This window comes from Flavobacterium ichthyis (assembly GCF_009915155.1).
In the GTDB taxonomy this organism is placed as follows: Bacteria; Bacteroidota; Bacteroidia; order Flavobacteriales; family Flavobacteriaceae; genus Flavobacterium; species Flavobacterium ichthyis.
Window position 1 is genome coordinate 14404 of record NZ_JAABLM010000001.1, and the last position, 19579, is coordinate 33982.

Here is a 19579-nt window from a genome sequence, read left to right on the forward strand (position 1 = left end):
ATAAAAGTATAAATAATATGAACTTTACAAATAGAAATCTGCTCCAGATTACAATAAAATTTTGTTACTATGAAAAACATGCTCAAAACATCTGCCTTTTTACTGTTGTGTTTGCTTTTGATGGCAGCCGTTTCTTGCCACGGAAATAAAAATGATGGAACCAACCCCGAAAATGTAATGGATGCTACCAAAGTTGACCTCGATGCACAACCCGAAAATCCTGATCCAAACGATACCGTTTCAAGAATCGTCAATGATGCCGAGAGAAAAAACCTAAATAGCATGACGGATTCTACCACTACAGATGCTGAAGAGGCAAGTTTGCCAAAAAAATAAATCAATCCAATATATAACTAAAAAAAAATGCTATGGAAAATCAAAAAAGTATTGACGCTTTAAACAAATTAGTTGAAATCAACAACGACCGCGTAGAAGGTTATGAAACTGCATCTAAAGAAACTACTGATGCGGATTTAAAATCACTATTTGCAGGATTACAAGCTACAAGCCAAGACAACCTTTCTGAACTACATGCCGAAGTTACCCGTTTAGGCGGAAAACCTGAAGATGGAACCAGAATTACCGGAAAATTTTTCCGAGCTTGGATGGACGTAAAAGCGGCTTTGGCTGGAAACGAAAGAAAAGCCATTTTGGAATCTTGTGAGTTTGGCGAAGATAAAGCGCTGGAAGTTTACGAAGATGTTTTAGAAAACGCTAACGGAAATCTTTCAGATTCGCAACGTCAATTGGCAACAAATCAACAACAACGTTTAAGAGCCGATCACGATAGAGTAAAGGCTTTGCGTGACGCTCAATAATATTTAAAATTTTCATGTTTGGTCCCGTCGGCTGTTAAAGGTTGGCGGGATTTTTTTATTGTAAAATCTCTAAGGTTCGCACATCTTTTTCTCCGTTGTAAAAAGTGTCCAACACTTTTTCAAAAATCACAGGAGCATTTTCAGTTTGCAAAAAAAGTGTCATGCAGGACTTCAATTTTAAATCATCGGGTTTACCAAAAATTTCGTTCGCAGATTTATTTTGATGTTTTAACAATACTTCGGAAATGGCAAGTAATCTTTTTCCCAAAACAGGATGCTTTAAATAAGCTTTGGCTTCTTCAATAGATGAAATTCCAAAAAATTTTGCCGTTTCAGTTTTTCCCAAATCCTTCAATTGCGGAAAAACATACCACATCCAATGCGTGACTTTTTTACCATTATAAATTTCATTTATTGCCGCTTCGTAATTTTTATTTTGCGCCTCAATAAAGCGCTCCAAATCAAATGATTGACTCATAGTTTTTTATTTTAAATTACAAAAAATTGGGAACCTGGCCAAAACATAAATCGTTATTATTGCATTAAAATTGTGATTTTTGGCTGAAATTTTTTGACTAAAAATACTATTTTGTTAAACATTCGCCAACGCTGTGAGTATGTGAAGAATAAAAAATAAATTTGCGAATTACGAACTATAAATTTTTGCAAACAATTCCTTTCCATGAAATTTAAACATATCATTTACACCGTACTTATCTTGGGAATTGGCGGTTTAATTGCTTACAGAATCAGCAGTAATAAAGAAAATAAAGAAAAAAATGCTAAAGGCTCAGGTAAAAAAGAAACCGTCGTCAGTGGAATTGTCGCTCAAAAAAGTGAATTTGCCGATAATTTAACGCTTTCTGGTACTTTAGAAGCTAACGAGCAAATTTTAGTAAGAAGTGAAGTTTCGGGCATTGTAGAACAAATTTTTTTCAACGAAGGTTCTCAAGTAAGTCAAGGTCAGATTTTATTTAAAGTCAATGATGTGGAATTGAGAGCCAATTTGATTCAAACTAAAACGGCTCAAACGCTTGCTTCAGAAAATGAACGCAGGGCAAAACTTTTATTGGAAAAAGAAGCTATCAGTCGCGAAGAATATGATATTGCAAGTGCCGATTTTAAAACCGCAAAGGCACAAACCCAACTGATCAATGCTCAATTGGCAAAAACTTCAGTTAGAGCTCCTTTTTCGGGAACCATAGGTTTAAGGTCGATTTCCAAAGGAACTTATGTCACCCCAGAAACAGTTGTTGCGCAATTGGTGAATACTTCTCAATTAAAAATTACATTTTCTGTTCCCGAAAAATATGCTTCGCAAATAAAAACCGGACGTAAAATTTCGTTCAATGTACCGGGTTCGGCAGAAAAATTTTCCGCCGAGATATATGCTATTGATCCACAAATTGAACTTTCCACCAGAACACTTCGTGTGAGAGCGGTTGCCAAAAATCCGCAAGGAAAATTATATCCGGGAACTTACGCCAATGTTACCCTTCCATTAGAAAAAATTGAAGATGCCATTTTTATACCTACAGAAGCTTTGATTCCCATTCAAAACGGTAAAAAATTATTCATTGCCGAAAACGGAAAAGCCAAAGAAATTATCGTCACCACAGGTTCAAGAACTGACAAAAACATTTTAATCACAAGCGGTTTAAAACCCGGAGATACCGTTTTAACCTCTGGCGTAATGACGGTTAAAAATGAGATGCCGGTAAAAGTTTCCATTAAAAAATAAAACGCGATGAGTTTATCAACCCTAAGTATAAAACGCCCGGTTTTAACCATCGTGCTCAATTTAATGTTGATTCTTTTTGGCGTGATTGGCTACACTTATTTGGGTGTTCGCGAGTTTCCGTCGATCGATCCGGCACAAATTTCTGTAAGAACTACTTATACTGGTGCGAATGCCGACATTATTGAATCTCAAATAACAGAACCGCTCGAAAAAGCCATTAATTCTATCGATGGCATCAGAAATATTTCGTCTTCGAGTAATCAAGGAAGCAGTAATATTACGATAGAATTTAATCTGGATAAAAATCTGGAAGAAGCCGCCAATGACGTTCGGGATAAGGTTTCGCAAGCGGTAAGAAGTTTGCCACAAGATATCGATGCACCTCCTGTAGTTTCAAAAGCCGATGCCGATTCCGAACCTATTATTACCATGACCGTTCAGAGTGATAATAAAAATGTTTTAGAACTTTCGGATTATGCTGATAATGTTTTGGCACAACGGTTACAAACGATTCCCGGAGTAAGTTCTGTACAAATTTGGGGTAACCGAAAATTTGCCATGCGATTATGGATGGATCCTGGAAAAATGGCTTCTTACGGTGTTACTGTTGCCGATGTTAGAAATGCTTTGGCAAGCCAAAATGTGGAACTTCCGGGTGGGAAATTAACGGGTGCAAACACGGAACTTACGGTAAAAACCATTGGAAATCTTTCAACCGAAAAAGAATTTAATGACATTATCATTTTGGCGCAAGGCGAAAGAATCGTACGTTTTAGCGATATTGGAAATGCCGCACTTGAAGCCGAAAATCTCGAAACAAAATTGAGTGATTCCGGACAAGAAATGGTGGGTTTAGCCATTATTCCGCAACCTGGAACCAATTATCTGGATATTGCCGATGCTTTTTACATTCAATACGAACAATTGCAAAAGGATCTTCCCAAAGATTTTAAATTGAATATTGCCATCGACAATACGGTTTTCGTAAAAAAAGCCGTCACAGAAGTTGCTGAAACTTTGCTAATTGCCATAGTTTTGGTAGTGTTAATTATTTATCTTTTTTTTCGAAACTGGAGCATTGCATTCAGACCGTTAATTGATATTCCGGTTTCATTGATTGCTACATTTTTCATCATGTGGCTGTTTGGGTTTTCGGTAAACGTCTTGACATTATTGGCTATTGTTTTGGCAACTGGTTTGGTAGTGGATGACGGAATTGTGGTCACCGAAAATATTTTCAAAAAGGTAGAAGAAGGAATGACCCCAATTGAAGCCGCAATTAAAGGTTCGAACGAAATATTTTTTGCGGTAATTTCTATCTCAATCACTCTGGCAGCTGTGTTCCTTCCGGTAATTTTTCTCGAAGGATTCGTGGGTCGATTGTTCCGGGAATTTGGTGTGGTCATTGGTGCCGCAGTTTTAATTTCTGCATTTGTTTCTTTAACATTAACCCCTATGTTAAATGCTTATTTAATGAAAGGTGGTGAACAAAAAAAATCTAAATTTTACAATTGGAGTGAACCTTATTTTGAAAAAATGAACAAAGGTTACGCCGAAAGTTTAGGCAATTTTATGAAGAAAAAATGGCTCAGTTTCCCTATATTAATTATTTGTTTAGGATTGATTGCGTTGTTTTTTAGTGTTTTGCAAAAAGAAACCGCACCATATGACGACCGAAGTTTTGTTGGCGTAAATGTTACCGCTCCAGAAGGTGCTTCATACGATTACATGGATCGTTTCATGACGGATTTATCGCAATTAATCAACGATTCTATTCCAGAGAAAAAAGTCAGCTTAATCATTACTTCACCAGGATTTGGTTCAGCTTCTGTGAATAGCGGTCGTGCCCGAATTGCTTTGGTTGAAGCCGGAGATCGTGAACGAACCCAGAAACAAATTGCCGATGATCTTACTAAAAATGTAAAAAAATATGCTGAAGCTAAAGTTTCCGTTTCCGAACAACCTACAATTTCCGTAAATCGACGTGGTGGTTTGCCAATTCAGTATATTATTCAGGCACAAAATTTCGAAAAATTGCGTGAAAAAATTCCAGAATTCATGGACGAAGCTTCCCAAGATCCAACATTTTCGATTACTGATGTCAATTTGAAATTTAATAAACCTGAAATTTATGTCACTATTAACCGTGAAAAAGCAGAAGGTTTAGGTGTTTCAGTTTTTGATATTGCACAAACACTTCAACTTTCTTTAAGTGGTCAACGTTTTGGCTATTATTTGATGAACGGAAAACAATATCAGGTAATGGGACAATTTGATAAAAAAGACCGTGATGCTCCAATAGATTTAACGTCAATTTTTGTAAGAAGTGCTTCGGGAGAATTAATTCAGCTCGATAATTTAGTGGAAATTGAGGAACAAAGTAGCCCGCCACAGTTGTACCATAATAACCGATATATGTCAGCAACGGTTTCCGCTGGTTTAGCTCCCGGAAAAAGTATTAGCGACGGAATTGAAGCTATGGAACGCATCAAACAAAAAGTTTTAGACGACACTTTTACAACAGATTTAGGTGGTGAGTCTCGTGATTTTGCGGAAAGTAACTCGAATACAGCTTTTGCATTTGGACTTGCACTTTTACTGATTTATTTAATTTTAGCAGCTCAATTTGAAAGCTTTATTGATCCTTTCATTATCATTTTAACGGTTCCAATGGCAGTTGCCGGAGCCTTGCTTTCACTTTGGCTCTTTGGGCAAACGTGGAATATTTTCAGCCAAATTGGTACCATCATGTTAATTGGTTTGGTAACCAAAAACGGAATTTTGATTGTAGAATTTGCCAACCAACTTCGCGAAGAAGGCAAAAATAAATTTGAAGCCATCATGGAAGCTTCAGAAAGTCGTCTTCGTCCTATTTTAATGACAAGTTTGGCGATTGCGTTAGGAGCTTTGCCAATTGCCTTGTCGCTTGGTGCCGCTTCTCAAAGCCGTATGGGAATGGGAATCGTAATAGTTGGCGGAACTTTATTTTCGCTAATATTGACACTTTTCGTCATTCCTGCCATTTATTTTATGTGGTCTCGAGAGAAAAAACACAGACCAGAATTTGATAATATTGAAAAATATGACAAAGAATAAGATATTGATTTTCAATTACATAAAAACACAGTTACTGTTTTGTTTTATCGCTTGTAACGCTTTTGCACAAGAATTATTAACGATTGAAGATGCTGTAAAAATAGCTTTAGTAAATAATTATGATATTAAAATTGCTTCCAACGATGTAAAAATCGCTACGCAAAATATCAGTTTAGCTAATGCCGGAATTTTGCCGGGCTTAAACGCCATCGTTACCAATAATAACAGTATTCTGGATACAGAACAAACCCAACAAGACGGTAGCGTGAGAAACTTGGATAACGCCCGAAATTTTAATCTTACCTACGGTGTTCAATTAAGTTGGACAGTTTTCAACGGCTTCGCAATGTTTGCGCGATATCGAGAATTAAAAGAATTAAAAAAATTGGAAGAAGCCGAATTTCAACTGGCCGTTTTTACCAGAATTTCAGATGTTTATTCCACTTATTATGATTTGGTACAACAAAAAAAACAACTGCAGGCTTTGGATACCGCGATCGCAATTTCTGATTTGCGATTAAACACCGCAAAAAACCGTTACACTATTGGAAAAGCTGCAAAATTAGAAGTTTTAAATGCCGAAGTGGACATGAATTCGGATCAAACAATGTTGCTTCGTCAAAAGGAATTATTTGCTAATACTAAAATTTTATTAAACGAAATTTTGGCAAGAGATGTGAACACAACTTTTGATATTCCAGACGAGGTAACCATAGACGAAAGCCTACTTTTACCAGAATTAATGCAATTGGCAGAAAAACAAAATCCACAACTTCAAGCCCAAATCGTTAACAAGCGTGTTGCCGAATTACAACTGAAGCAAGTAAAAGGAGCCCGATTACCTTTGGTCAATATTACTTCGGGATATAATTTTACACGGCAAGAAGCCTCACTTGGATTTATCACGCAATCTACTGGAAATGGTTTAACTTACGGAATAAGTGCTTCTCTGCCAATCTTTAATGGTGGTTTACAAAATCGAAATGAACGCATTGCCAAAATTCAAATCGAAAATAGTGAAATTGCCATCAAGCAACAAAAACAATTGTTGCAATCCCAACTTTCATCGGCTTATCAAACGTATTTAACTAATTTAGAATTAACAAAATTGGAGGCTAAAAATCTCAAAATTGCAAAGGAAAACATGGACATCACCTTGGCAAAATTTAGAATTGGGACAATCGCTCCGTTAGAGTTTCGTGAAGCGCAATTGAATTATATTAATGCGAAAGTGCGAAATAGCAATGCTCAATTTGCAGCAAAAGTATCTGAAATCAATTTAAAAGAAATTGCAGGAAACCTTCCAATCACCGGAATTTAAAAATAACTTTTTTTTCATAAAATGTGTTAATTTTACATATATTTGTTAAAACTCATTACGTAATACTATGGAAATTAATTATTTAACGCTACCGGTTTCTGGGATGGTCGCCCTTTTTTTGGGGTTTATTTGGTACAATCCTAATGTTTTGGGAAAAATTTGGATGAAAGAATCAAAATTGACGGACGCGCAAATTTCTAGTGGAAATATAATTAAAATTTACGGCTTGACATTTATTTTCGCCATGATGATTGCTATGATAATGCATCCCATTGTGATTCATCAATATGGTGCTTTGGGGATGATTGGCGGTATTGAAAAAATAGCAAAACCTTCTTATACAGCATTTATGAACGATTACGGAAATGATTTTAGAAGTTTTAAACATGGTGCATTCCATGGCTTTTTTGTGGGATTGATGCTAGCCTTACCTATCTTTGCCACCAATGCTTTGTTTGAAAGAAAATCATGGAAATATATCTTGATAAATGGTGGTTATTGGGTTGCTTTACTCACAATTGTAGGAGGAATCGTTTGCGGATGGAAATAACAAAATACCAATGTAATTATCGGGTGCAACACTTCACCCCTACTTTTAAAAGTCATGTGTCCAATTACAGTTTCCAAATTTTTACCAATCCAGATTTCTTGCCCAAGGAATGGGAACTTCTTGCTAATCATAATATTTTTCTTTCTCAATCTTACTTCAAAATTTTAAAAAGCTCTGCACCCGAAAATATGCAGGTTTTTTTCATTGGAATTTTTAAAAACGAAAATCTTTGCGGTATCGGCATTGCTCAATTTTTAAATTTAAATTTGCTTGAATCTTTCGGCGAACGCGATCGTTGTTTTAAAACTTCCATAAGAAATTTTATTTTTAAAACTTTTAGTTCACACGTTTTGTTCATGGGCAATAATATGCTTACAGGCGAAAATTCATATTTTTTTACAGAAAAAATTACATTTAACGAAGGCTTTAAAATTTTAAAAGAAGCCGCCGAAACCATTCGTTTGAAGTTAAAAAAAGAAGGTATTAAAATTCACTTGGTTTCTTACAAAGATTTTTATCCTGAAACCGCAAAAGCATTTGACTCAAAAATTTTCAACAAATTCTATAAGTTTAGCACTCAACCCAATATGACTTTCAATGTTCGAAAAAATTGGAAATCATTTGATGATTACATCTTGGATTTATCCAAAAAATACCGGGATCAATACAAGCGAGCACGGAAAAAATCAGAAAAGATAACCAAGAAAAAATTGGTTTTAGAAGACATTCTCCAACAAGAAGAAAACATTTACGAACTGTATTTTCACGTTGCAAAAAACGCACCTTTCAATACATTTTTTCTGGCTAAAAATCATTTTTCGGAATTAAAAAAAATCTTTGGAGAAAATTTTCTCTTGTACGGTTATTTTTTAGAAGGCAAACTTGTAGGTTTCAGCACCTTGATTAAAAATAATGAAATAATGGAAACATATTTTTTGGGCTACGATGTTGGTGTTCAAAAAAATAAGATGCTTTACCTCAATATGTTATACGACATGATTGCGTATTCAATCAACAATAATTTTAAGAAAATAATTTTCGGAAGAACTGCATTAGAAATTAAAAGTTCAGTAGGTGCCGAAGCTGTCGAAATGCAGGGATTCATCAGTCATCAAAATTCGCTCATCAACAAAAAAATAAACAAAATTTTCAGCACGTTAGAACCCAAAACGGTTTGGCAAGCTCGCAGTCTATTTAAATCTTAACGGTAGTTTTTGACAAAAAAAATCATTCAGAAAAGTTATCTTTGCACAAACACAACTACAATGAATTATTTTTCTTCAGATTTTAAACTTGGAATTTTAGGTGGCGGACAATTGGGCAAAATGTTGCTTTCCGAAACCCGAAAATTCGATATTCAAACCTATGTTCTAGATCCAAGTGCCGAAGCACCAAGCCGAATAGTGTGTAATAAATTTTTTCAGGGAAGCCTGATGGATTTTGAGACCGTTTACAATTTTGGAAAACAAGTCGATGTTCTGACTTTCGAAATTGAATTGGTAAACCTCGAAGCATTGGAAAAATTAGAAGCGGAAGGTGTTAAAGTTTATCCTTCTCCAGCAACTTTGAGAGGTATTCAAAATAAAGGAAGACAGAAAGCTTTTTACAAAGACAATAACATTCCAACTTCTAATTTCAGATTATTTGAAAACCTGAAAACATTGGTTTTAAATTGTTTGGAAGGAAAAATTCCGTTGCCCTTTGTATGGAAAAGTACCGAATTTGGCTATGATGGAAATGGCGTAAAAGTCGTTCGAAATGTTGAAGATTTAGAAAATCTTCCGGATGTGGAATGTATTGCCGAAGATATGGTGCCCTTTAAAAATGAGTTGGCAGTTATCGTGGTTCGAAATCCAAAAGGCGACATCAAGACCTATCCGGTTGTGGAAATGGAGTTTCATCCAGAAGCCAATCAGGTGGAATATGTGATTTGTCCTGCCAGAATTGATGATGCAGTTGCACAAAAAGCACGAGCGATTGCACTTGAAGTTTCGGAGAAATTCAATCACGTAGGACTTTTGGCTGTGGAAATGTTTCAAACCGAAGATGATGAAATTTTGGTAAATGAAGTTGCTCCAAGACCACACAATTCCGGGCATTATTCTATTGAAGCCAGTTATACTTCGCAATTTGAAAACCATTTGAGAGCGATTCTAGATTTGCCGTTAGGAAATACCGATAGCAAAGTAGCTGGAATTATGGTCAATTTGGTTGGAGCCGAAGGTTTTTCTGGCGATGTAGTTTATGAAAATATCGAAAAAATATTAACAATTGATGGTGTAACTCCTCATATTTATGGCAAACGTGAAACACGACCTTTTAGAAAAATGGGACATGTGACGATTGTGGATGAGGATATTGATAAGGCAAGGAAAATTGCTGAAGAAGTGAAGGGGTTGATAAGAGTGGTAAGTAAGTAGATTTTAGTTAAATTTGTAAAAATTCGATAAATGAAAATTTCAAAATTACATATTGACTCTTATAAGCATTTAGAAAATCTTTCTTTCGATTTCACTTACCAAAGTGGAGATAGAAAAGGTCAGCCGTTGGATAAAATTTGTTTTATTGGACAGAGTGCTAGTGGAAAAACAAATTTGTTAGAATTGATATTTGAATATGTACAATTTAGTTTTGGACTTGAACTTATCGATGGTAAATATCTTTCCTCTTTTATGGGAGGATTTAAAAAAATGCCAGGTGAAATCTGTCTTAGTATAAAAAATGAATATTACAGTCATAAAAATGATATTGTATCCTATAGAGGCAGAGATCACAAATATAATAATGTTGGAGGTTCAGTTTCCGCATTCATAGATTATAAAGATACAGGCCAGCTTTACTTTTATAAATCTAATCTAATATCTGAACAAAATATAGATTTATTTTCAAAGAATCCTATTGATCTAATCGAAAAATACAGTACAGAAATTGATAGAATTAAATCCAAAAGTGGAAAACTTTATGAAATTAGAGAAATAGTTTTTAACGATAAAGTTGAAGAAACAACTTGGATTCATTTAATAAGTGAAATTTTAGATTACAGAAAAAATTTTACTCGAAAAATGTCTGAATTGATTCATAAAGGTTTATTAGCAAACGCAAAAAAATTAAGTGCTGAGTTCGAAAAATGGCAAAAAGAGAACCCTAATAAACTTGAAGAATTTGCTGAAAAGTTTAATCCAATTTTAGAAAAACTTAATTTAGAAGTTGACATTATAGATACTGAATATTCTATACCAATTAAGAATAAACGCAGCGATGAAATAATTCCAATTCAGAACACGAGTACTGGAACTAAAGGATTATTATTATCATTTTTACCGTTGTATAAATTGGACACTAAAGATTCAATCATTTTAATTGATGAACCTGAACGTTCCTTGTATCCTGACATGCAAATGGATTTAATGGAATACTATAAAAATTTCGCTCCTGAAGCACAATTTATAGTTGCAACACATTCCCCTTTTATTGCGGCTTCTTTTGAACCGGATGAAAGATTTATTTTAGAATTTGACGAACAAGGAAAGGTGACTGTTCGCCGCGGAAGTTCACCTATCGGAGATGACCCAAATGACATGTTAAAAAATGATTTCAATGTAAATTACTACAACAAACATGGAGAAGAAGCTTATCAAAAATACATTAACTTAAAGCAAGAAGTAGCTAAAGAAAACAATCCTAAAAGAAAAAAAGAATTATTATTAGAAACCGTTAAACTCGGAGATACTTATAATTTCTAAAATGAGAAAGGTTTTAAAAAACAGAGATTCTGAAATCATTAAAGACGGCTTGAACTATATCGAAGGTAATTCAAATAATAATTTGAAAATTTCGAAAATATTATATAAAGAACAAAAGGGATTTTGTGTTTATACCGAAGAATATTTGAGCAGAGCTGATGCCAGAGATATTGAACACTTCAATCCAAATTTAAAGGGAACTGCTCAAGATGGTTATAATAATTGGTATTTAGTCAAGCATCAATGGAATAAGGAAAAAGCCTCAAAGTGGGAAAATTTCCAACCCGTTTTAGAACCTACAAATGACACCTTTAACGAAAGAATTGTTTATGACGGTGGTGACTACCGCGTTTCAGATTCCAATGACATTGAAGCAACCAATTTGATAAAACTGCTCAAACTTGACGATATTATTTTAGCCGATGAACGAAAAAAATACATTCAACGAAAAGCCAAAGAAATTTCAATGTATGGTGATTTGCCAGAAAACTTCTTTAAGATATTAATTGATGATGATATAAAACAAATATCATATCTAAGAGCTATTCAACAAGAATTTGGTGTTGACATTTGGAATATGATTCCAGAAATAGAATAGATTAAGTATTTTACAGTTTCCAAAAACTTTAACCCTGAAAAACAACATTCAACATAAAATATGAAAGTAGCTATAATAATGGGATCCATCTCTGACATGCCAGTCATGCAGGATGCCATCGATATATTAAAAGAATTTGGAATCGAAACTGAAGTGGATATCGTTTCAGCTCACAGAACACCCGAAAAACTTTTTGATTTTAGTAGGAATGCCCACAAAAGAGGCATTTCGGTAATTATTGCTGGAGCTGGTGGAGCTGCACATTTACCGGGAATGGTCGCTTCTATGTCGCCACTTCCTGTGATTGGCGTTCCGGTAAAATCGAGCAATTCTATTGATGGTTGGGACTCGGTTTTGTCTATTCTTCAAATGCCGGGTGGTGTTCCTGTTGCAACGGTTGCCTTAAACGGAGCCAAAAATGCGGGAATTTTAGCGGCTCAAATTATCGGAAGTGCTAATAAAACGGTTCAAGATAAAATGATAGACTATAAAAATGGATTGAAAGAAGCAGTTCTTAAAGCTTCGGAAGGATTGAAGTAATTTTTTAACAATAATCTCGAAGTCTCGAAGCTTCGGGAATGTGATTAAATTACCAAACGTTTTCATAACAACCTTTCAAATGAGGCAATAGTTCTATACTTTTGAATCAAATAAACCATTAAAAATATGTCAGTTCTACTTCATAAATTCACTACAAAACACGATACCGCTCCTTTTTCTCAAATTAAAACCGAAGAATATCTTCCTGCTTTTCAAGAAGCAATCCATTTGGCGAAAGCCGAAATCGACGATATTGCTAACAATCCAGAAGCACCTACTTTTGAAAACACAATTGAAGCAATGGCTTTTAGTGGTGCGACTTTAGACCGAATTTCAAACATTTTTTTCAATCTTCATTCGGCAGAAACCAATGACGAATTACAACAAATTGCACAGGAAGTTTCACCGCTTTTGTCAGAATTTGGCAATGATGTTCGTTTGAATGCAGATTTGTTTAAAAGAGTCAAAACCGTTTATGATACTAAAGAAAATTTAGATTTAACTCCAGAACAAGCAACTTTATTGGATAAAAAATACAAGAGTTTTTCCAGAAACGGAGCTAATTTAACCGAAGAAAAGAAAAACCAATTGCGTGAAATCGACAAGCAATTATCCAAATTAAGTCTTGAATTTGGCGAAAATGTTTTGGCCGAAACCCACGCTTTTCAATTGCACATTACTGATGAAAAAGATTTGTCGGGTTTGCCGGAAGGAACAATTGAAGCAGCAAAGGAAACCGCAAAAACACTCGAAAAAGAAGGTTGGATTTTCACATTAGATTATCCAAGTTATGTTCCGTTTTTGACCTATGCTGATAATCGTGAATTGCGAAAAAAAATGGCAATTGCTTTTGGTTCCAAAGGTTTTCAGGACAATAAAAACAACAATGAAAAAATTGTTTTAGAAATTGCACGATTGCGTTTTGAACGTGCAAAATTGCTAGGTTATGCCTCACATGCTCATTTTGTTTTAGAAGAACGAATGGCAGAAAATCCAGAAAAAGTAACGACTTTCTTGAATGATTTATTAGCAAAAGCAAAACCTGCTACTTTAAAAGAATTTGAGCAGTTATCGAAATTTGCAAAAGATTTGGACGGCATTGAAACGCTGGAAAAATGGGACGGAGCTTATTATTCGGAAAAATTAAAACAGCAATTATTTAATTTAGATGATGAAAAACTGAAGCCTTATTTTAAATTAGAAAACGTGCTGGAAGGTGCTTTTAAGGTTTCTAATCAATTATTTGGTTTGACTTTCGTCGAAGTAAACGACATCGAGAAATACCATCCTGATGTAAAAACCTATGAAGTAAAAGACATCAAAGGCGATTTGGTTTCAATTTTTTATGCCGATTTTTTCCCAAGAAAAGGCAAACGAAATGGTGCTTGGATGACATCTTATAAATCACAATATGTTTTAGACGGAAACAACGAACGACCTCACGATTCGATAGTTTGCAATTTTACAAAACCAACCGAAACAAAACCTTCACTGTTGACTTTCAACGAAGTAACGACTTTGTTTCACGAATTTGGTCACGCTTTACACGGAATGTTAGCCGACACGGTTTACCCAAGTCTTTCAGGAACAAGCGTGTATTGGGATTTTGTGGAATTACCAAGTCAGATTTTTGAAAACTGGTGTTACGAACCGGAAGCCTTGGCTTTGTTTGCCCATCATTATGAAACCGGAGAAGTGATTCCGACCGAATACATTCAAAAAATTAAAGAAAGTGCAAGCTTCCAAGAAGGTTTGGCTACAATGCGTCAGTTGAGTTTTGGATTGCTCGATATGGGTTGGCACGGTCAAGATCCAACGGGAATCACTTCTATAAAAGATTTTGAAACCGAGCAATTTGCTTCGACAAAATTATATCCTGATGTCAAGGAAAACGCCATGAGTACTTCCTTTTCGCATATTTTTCAAGGTGGTTATTCTTCGGGTTATTACAGCTATAAATGGGCAGAAGTTTTGGATGCCGATGCTTTTGAATATTTCAAGGAAAAAGGAATTTTTAATACCGAAGTTGCTCAGAAATTCAAAGAAAATATCCTTTCAAAAGGCGGAACCGAACATCCGATGATTTTGTATAAACGCTTTCGCGGAAGTGAACCTAAGCCGGATGCTTTGTTGAAACGGGCGGGGTTGGTTTAAAATAAATAATTTAAGAAAAAACTGTCAAATATTGACAGTTTTTTTGTTTTAATTCAGTATATCAATTAAATAAAACCTTATATTTGAGAAACTTACTATCTCCCCATGCTTATGAAAAAACAGTACGCATTTGTATTATTTCTCTTCTTCTACTACATTACTTCATTCTCGCAATTTAATTTTTCTATTTCAACCACATCGGAAAGTTGTCCAAATAATGGAACTTTAACCATTCTGGTAAGTGGAAATACCCAAAATGATGCAATTGTTTTCTCGGTTTTTAAATTACCGAATGTTACGCAAGCAGTTACCTCCACAACAAACACTACAATTTCAGGACTTTCAGCTGGAGATTATCGCATTATCGGGACGAACCAAAATACTAATCAAATCGTAGAGCAAGAAGCTTCGATTGAAAATACGGAAGTGATACTCACTTATGGGATTGCGGATGGTGCAAATAGTTGCAGCAACAGATTTTTAACCGTAAACATTACAACTGGAACCGCAACTGGTTACGAGATTCTTGCGGGACCCGTGACAAAACCGCTGCAATCATCCGATACTTTTAACGGTTTGCTTCCCGGAAATTATTTAGTAAGAGTATTCGATAGTTGTGGAAACGGAATCACAAAATCTCACACAATTGTTGACCTTCCCTTTCAAACCAACGGGCTTCAAATTCTTTCAAGTAATTTTCCAGAAGAAGAATTATCAAGCTGTGATGAAATTTTTATAGGACAACAACTCGATGTTGCAGGTCAATATTATATTGCCTTTCCTTTAACTTTTACCTATACTATTTTCCCGCCAAATGGTGGTGCTCCAATTATAATAACACATATATACGGAAACCCAGGTTTGACATTTTTTGAAGATAGAACAATTTTTCCTGACCAACCCTTACTATTTGACATTCCGTACTTTACAGAACCTTATACCTACAATTTAACCGTAACTGACGGCTGTGGAAACGTTTATACACGAAATACCGAAATTATCAGCCAAGATCAAAGTCTTCAATTATCACCTTCTTTATTAAAATGTGGCACCAAAGGTTTATCGATTACCGCCAATAATTTTGTACCCCCGTTAAATATACATTTTGCAAATGCGCCTCAAGGCTTCAATCCACAAGATTTTAACGCAAATCATCCAATTTATAGTGAAATCCCTATTGAATTTGGCACTAATGATAATCCTGTTCCGGAAGGCAACTATTCGATTTTGGCAACGGATGCGTGTGGCAGAGAATTTTTATCCACAACCACTATAACTTACGAAGTAGAAATGGCTTTAAGCCCCAGAAATACTTGTACCTCAAATCCTACCATTAACGTTACAATTCCGGGTACTAATATTATTTCAATCCAAATAGATGAAGTTCCATTGGGTTCGCCAATTACGCCACCATACGATGCTTCGCATTTTATTAGCGACGGTGTTGGAGAAATTTCAAGCGGAATTATTCCGGGAAACTATGTGATTTCTGCTACTGACGAATGTGGGAACGTTTATACAAAACCTGTGACGGTTTTACTTCCGCAAGCGAGTAATTTTTACATAAGTACACAACCAGATTGCGACAGCGGTTTCGGAACCGTTTTAATTACTTCTTCTAATCCTGAATCGCCAATAACAAGTGTAATTTTAGTTTCGGGATCGCCAAATTTTCATTTGCCTTACCAAGCTGATGTTTCGAACTTGATTGAAAACGGAAAATTATCGATGAGTGGTTTACCAATAGGAAATTACACTGCAAAAGTTCAAGATGCTTGTGGAACTGAACGGTTGGTTAGTTTTCAAGTCAACGAATATCAAGGTAATACCGAAGTGGAAATCGCCGAATTCTGCTCGAGTCATAATGTTTTTCTAAACCATACCATTAATGGCGGTTTTTCTAATTTAGGATATTGGATTCAAAAATTTAATCCGCAAACTGGTTTTTGGGAACATCCGGTTACTGGCGTTCAATTTCCAGGTGTTGGAATTCCAAACAGTAACAATTCTATTTTAATTTCAAACAATTCTTGGACGTATAACCTGGACGAAACCGGAGTTTTTAGAATTGTAACGGTTTCATCGCGATTTGCATCGCCTGGCGAAAGTACATATTGCTTGAGAGTAATTCATGAATATGAGATTTCTGGTCGAATTTCTGTTGAAAATGTAAACTCTTTTTCATGTTCCAATCAACTTTTGGACGTCTTGATTGATGCTTCTGGGCGAGGAAATTTAACGTATAGAATTGTAGAACGTGATGATCAACCTTTTGAGGTAAATAATGGAAATAATCCACTTTTTACAGGTTTAGAATATGGAAAATATGTATTTGAAATTGAAGATTCTTGTCAAAATATTTTGGTTTACACATACCAAGTAAGAGCTCCATTTACCTTTACTATTCGGGCACAAATTTGCAACAATCAAAATAGTTTTTTACAGGTAGCAGCAATCAACGGCTTCACATATAGATGGTACAAATCCGGAAATCCGAGTGTTACATTGAGCACCACTCCTACGCTAAATTTTACGCCATTGAATTTAAACACCCATGCAGGAATTTATTTTGTAGATATTATTTACAATCAAAATACTAATTCTTGCTCAAACCAAACCTTGTCTTACGAAATTGCGCCAGGACAAAATCCGAACGCCGGAAATGACAAAACCGTGGAATTCTGTGGCATTCCGCCACTAATTACCTTGGCAGATTATTTAGATGAAAATGTGACGACTAATGGCGAATTTACACAAATTACACCAGGCGGAAATTTCAATACCGGAAGTTGGGACACCTCCGGAATTACTCCGGGAACCTATTATTTTTCTTACATCGTGAACGGTTTTTGTGGCGAAACTGATGATGCAGTTATTGCGATCAAGTTTGGCCTACCATTAGAAAATCCTGTGATTGATACACAACCTTCCGTTTGCGTAGGTCAAGAAATCGTGTTATCCATAAGTAATCCGTTACCAGGAAATACCTACCAATGGACAGGTCCTAATAATTTTTCGTCAACAGCAATGAATCCTGTGATTACTAATGCTATTATGGAAAACGCAGGACAATATTTTGTAAGAATTGTGAATGGAAATTGTTCGGCAGAAGCTAATGTTTCAATTGCAATTATTGCGGTTCCAAATTTTAGTTTGGAAGCAAATAACCAAATAATTTGCAACGGACAAGAAACACAATTACATTTAACTCCCGAATCTTTGGAAAGCGTTTATTCTGAAATTAATTGGTATTTCGAAGGAAACTTATTGGCGCAAGACGTTTTAAAGTTAAACGTGAATCAACCCGGAAATTATAGTGTTTCGATTTCTAACGGCAATTGTGCACAAAATTTATCGGTAGCGGTTTTAGAAAATCAAAATCCTTTTGAAATAGCGGTTTTGGCCAAATGCGAAAATGAAAAATTTATGGCGAGAGTGGTTTCGGTTGATGATTCTTTTGATGAAAATTCCGCCAGTTATTCTTGGACTGGTCCCGAAAATTTTTCGGCAAATACCCAAGTAATTGATCTAAGCGATGCCGTTTCGGGCAGTTACGAAGTAACGGTTACCACTGAAAATGGTTGCGAAGTGACTTTGGCAACCGATATTATCAAAAGTTTGTGCAACATTCCTAAAGGAATTTCTCCAAATGGCGATGGCAAAAATGACTCGTGGGACCTTTCGGGATTGGATATCGAGAAGGTCAAGATATTTAACCGTTATGGCACATTGGTTTATGAGTTAAACGATTATGTTGACCAATGGAAAGGCCAAGCGTTTAACGGAAATATTTTGCCAACCGCTACTTATTATTATTACCTCAAACTCAAGTCTGGAGAAGAAAAAACCGGATGGGTTTACTTACATTGGGGAATTTAATTCGCACCGTTTAATTTTTTTTTGCAAAAAAATAAAAAGTTTGAAAAATTTATATTTACTTTGAATTTAAAAGTTCTTTTTAAAAATAATTTAAAACCTTTTATATTATGATTACGCAACAACAACGTACCGCTTTATTTTTTTGTATTCCGTTAATACTTTTGACCTTTCCGCTGGTGGCAATGCAATTTACAACGGAAGTAGATTGGAATTGGTTTGATTTTTTAATTGCCGGAATTTTACTTTTCGGAACTGCCTTTTTGTGCGAATTGGTATTGCGAAAGTTCAAACCCACCAAAACACGATTGATGATTTGTACCGGAATCTTATTTATTTTATTTTTAATTTGGGCTGAATTAGCGTTAGGTATATTTGGTTCGCCGATTGCCGGAAGTTAATTGAGCTTCGTTTTTAAACTTTTTTCCATCACAATTTCGTCAAATTTAAAATTTTGGCAAAGTTCAAAATTTTCTTATCAAAAAAAATTCAATTTTAGCCGAAACGAAAAACTTTATACGATTTTCCGGATAATTGTTGCGTTGTAAGTCGTAGAACGCCATAAATAAAAACCGAAAAAAACTTTCAAATATTTTTGAAAGTTTAAAAACAATATTGTACATTTGAACTATGGAATTCAAAGAAGCAAAAAATAAATTTATCCAAACTTGGGGTTCGCTCGGTTCTCAATGGGGAATTAACAAGACGATGGCGCAAATTCATGCGTTGCTGATGGTGTCGCCAGAACCGCTTTCGATGGAAGATATTATGGAAGAATTGCTGATTTCGAGGGGAAATGCAAGTATGAATTTGCGGGCGTTGATGGATTGGGGAATTGTTTACAAGGAGTTTAAATCTGGCGAACGAAAGGAGTTTTTTACGGCGGAAAAAGATTTGGATGAGTTGGCGGTGAAAATTGCAAAAGAACGCAGCAAACGGGAAATTAAACCGGCTTTGAAAGTTTTGAAAGAGGTTTCATCAATTGAAAAAAACCAGTCGAATGAAACGAAACATTTTGTAGAGAAAACAAATGAACTGTACGATTTTGTGCTCAAAGCCGACAATATGATTGAAAAAGCCACGGAATTTCAAGACAATTGGATTGGCAGAATGTTATTGAAAATGATGAAATAAAAAAATTT

At 35.2% G+C, this 19579-nt stretch carries 16 protein-coding genes; 15 read left to right on the plus strand and 1 reads right to left on the minus strand.

Features of this window, described 5'->3' with window-relative positions; translation table 11 throughout:
• Positions 1-69: 69 nt before the first annotated feature.
• Together GV828_RS00055 and GV828_RS00060 are read left to right on the plus strand one after the other, a co-directional pair.
• Positions 70-336: a hypothetical protein gene (locus GV828_RS00055; protein ID WP_166535428.1), complete on the plus strand. Its 267-nt coding sequence runs from the start codon at positions 70-72 to the stop codon at positions 334-336.
• Between the two features lie 32 nt (positions 337-368).
• Positions 369-818 carry a ferritin-like domain-containing protein gene (locus GV828_RS00060; RefSeq protein WP_166535429.1) on the plus strand — a complete coding sequence of 150 codons (450 nt, stop codon included), beginning with the start codon at positions 369-371 and terminating at the stop codon, positions 816-818.
• A gap of 55 nt (positions 819-873) precedes the next feature.
• On the opposite strand, the gene GV828_RS00065 is transcribed toward GV828_RS00060, so the two are convergent.
• Complete coding sequence (locus GV828_RS00065) at positions 874-1296, minus strand: DUF1810 domain-containing protein (protein ID WP_166535430.1); 423 nt, start codon at positions 1294-1296, stop codon at positions 874-876.
• A gap of 204 nt (positions 1297-1500) precedes the next feature.
• On the opposite strand from GV828_RS00065, the gene GV828_RS00070 reads away from it, so the two are divergent.
• From GV828_RS00070 to GV828_RS00130, 13 genes are all read left to right on the plus strand, one after another.
• Positions 1501-2559 carry an efflux RND transporter periplasmic adaptor subunit gene (locus tag GV828_RS00070; RefSeq protein ID WP_166535431.1) on the plus strand — a complete coding sequence of 353 codons (1059 nt, stop codon included), beginning with the start codon at positions 1501-1503 and terminating at the stop codon, positions 2557-2559.
• Between the two features lie 6 nt (positions 2560-2565).
• Positions 2566-5655, plus strand: a complete 3090-nt coding sequence (locus GV828_RS00075; RefSeq protein ID WP_166535432.1) for an efflux RND transporter permease subunit — start codon at positions 2566-2568, stop codon at positions 5653-5655.
• A complete protein-coding gene (locus GV828_RS00080; protein WP_166535433.1) occupies positions 5642-6976 on the plus strand; it encodes a TolC family protein in 1335 nt (444 codons plus the stop codon). The genes GV828_RS00075 and GV828_RS00080 overlap by 14 nt, the downstream gene beginning before the upstream one ends.
• A 67-nt stretch (positions 6977-7043) precedes the next feature.
• Positions 7044-7526, plus strand: a complete 483-nt coding sequence (locus tag GV828_RS00085) for a DUF1761 domain-containing protein (RefSeq protein WP_166535434.1) — start codon at positions 7044-7046, stop codon at positions 7524-7526.
• A complete protein-coding gene (locus GV828_RS00090; RefSeq protein WP_166535435.1) occupies positions 7517-8731 on the plus strand; it encodes a peptidogalycan biosysnthesis protein in 1215 nt (404 codons plus the stop codon). The genes GV828_RS00085 and GV828_RS00090 overlap by 10 nt, the downstream gene beginning before the upstream one ends.
• Before the next feature lie 60 nt (positions 8732-8791).
• Positions 8792-9946: a 5-(carboxyamino)imidazole ribonucleotide synthase gene (locus tag GV828_RS00095; RefSeq protein ID WP_166535436.1), complete on the plus strand. Its 1155-nt coding sequence runs from the start codon at positions 8792-8794 to the stop codon at positions 9944-9946.
• Positions 9947-9976: 30 nt separating this feature from the next.
• Positions 9977-11269 carry an ATP-binding protein gene (locus GV828_RS00100; RefSeq protein ID WP_166535437.1) on the plus strand — a complete coding sequence of 431 codons (1293 nt, stop codon included), beginning with the start codon at positions 9977-9979 and terminating at the stop codon, positions 11267-11269.
• A 1-nt stretch (position 11270) separates the two neighbouring features.
• A complete protein-coding gene (locus GV828_RS00105; RefSeq protein ID WP_166535438.1) occupies positions 11271-11867 on the plus strand; it encodes an HNH endonuclease domain-containing protein in 597 nt (198 codons plus the stop codon).
• 60 nt (positions 11868-11927) lie between these two features.
• A complete protein-coding gene (gene purE, locus GV828_RS00110; RefSeq protein ID WP_166535439.1) occupies positions 11928-12407 on the plus strand; it encodes a 5-(carboxyamino)imidazole ribonucleotide mutase in 480 nt (159 codons plus the stop codon).
• A gap of 126 nt (positions 12408-12533) precedes the next feature.
• Positions 12534-14561 (plus strand): M3 family metallopeptidase, encoded by a 2028-nt coding sequence (locus tag GV828_RS00115; protein ID WP_166535440.1) that lies wholly within the window; start codon positions 12534-12536, stop codon positions 14559-14561.
• A 111-nt stretch (positions 14562-14672) separates the two neighbouring features.
• The gene (locus GV828_RS00120; RefSeq protein ID WP_166535441.1) at positions 14673-18440 is read left to right on the plus strand and encodes a T9SS type B sorting domain-containing protein; all 3768 of its coding nucleotides are present in this window, start codon (positions 14673-14675) and stop codon (positions 18438-18440) included.
• Between the two features lie 107 nt (positions 18441-18547).
• Complete coding sequence (locus tag GV828_RS00125) at positions 18548-18838, plus strand: hypothetical protein (RefSeq protein ID WP_166535442.1); 291 nt, start codon at positions 18548-18550, stop codon at positions 18836-18838.
• Between the two features lie 229 nt (positions 18839-19067).
• On the plus strand, positions 19068-19571 hold the full coding sequence (locus tag GV828_RS00130; protein WP_166535443.1) for a GbsR/MarR family transcriptional regulator: 504 nt from the start codon (positions 19068-19070) through the stop codon (positions 19569-19571).
• Positions 19572-19579: the final 8 nt, after the last annotated feature.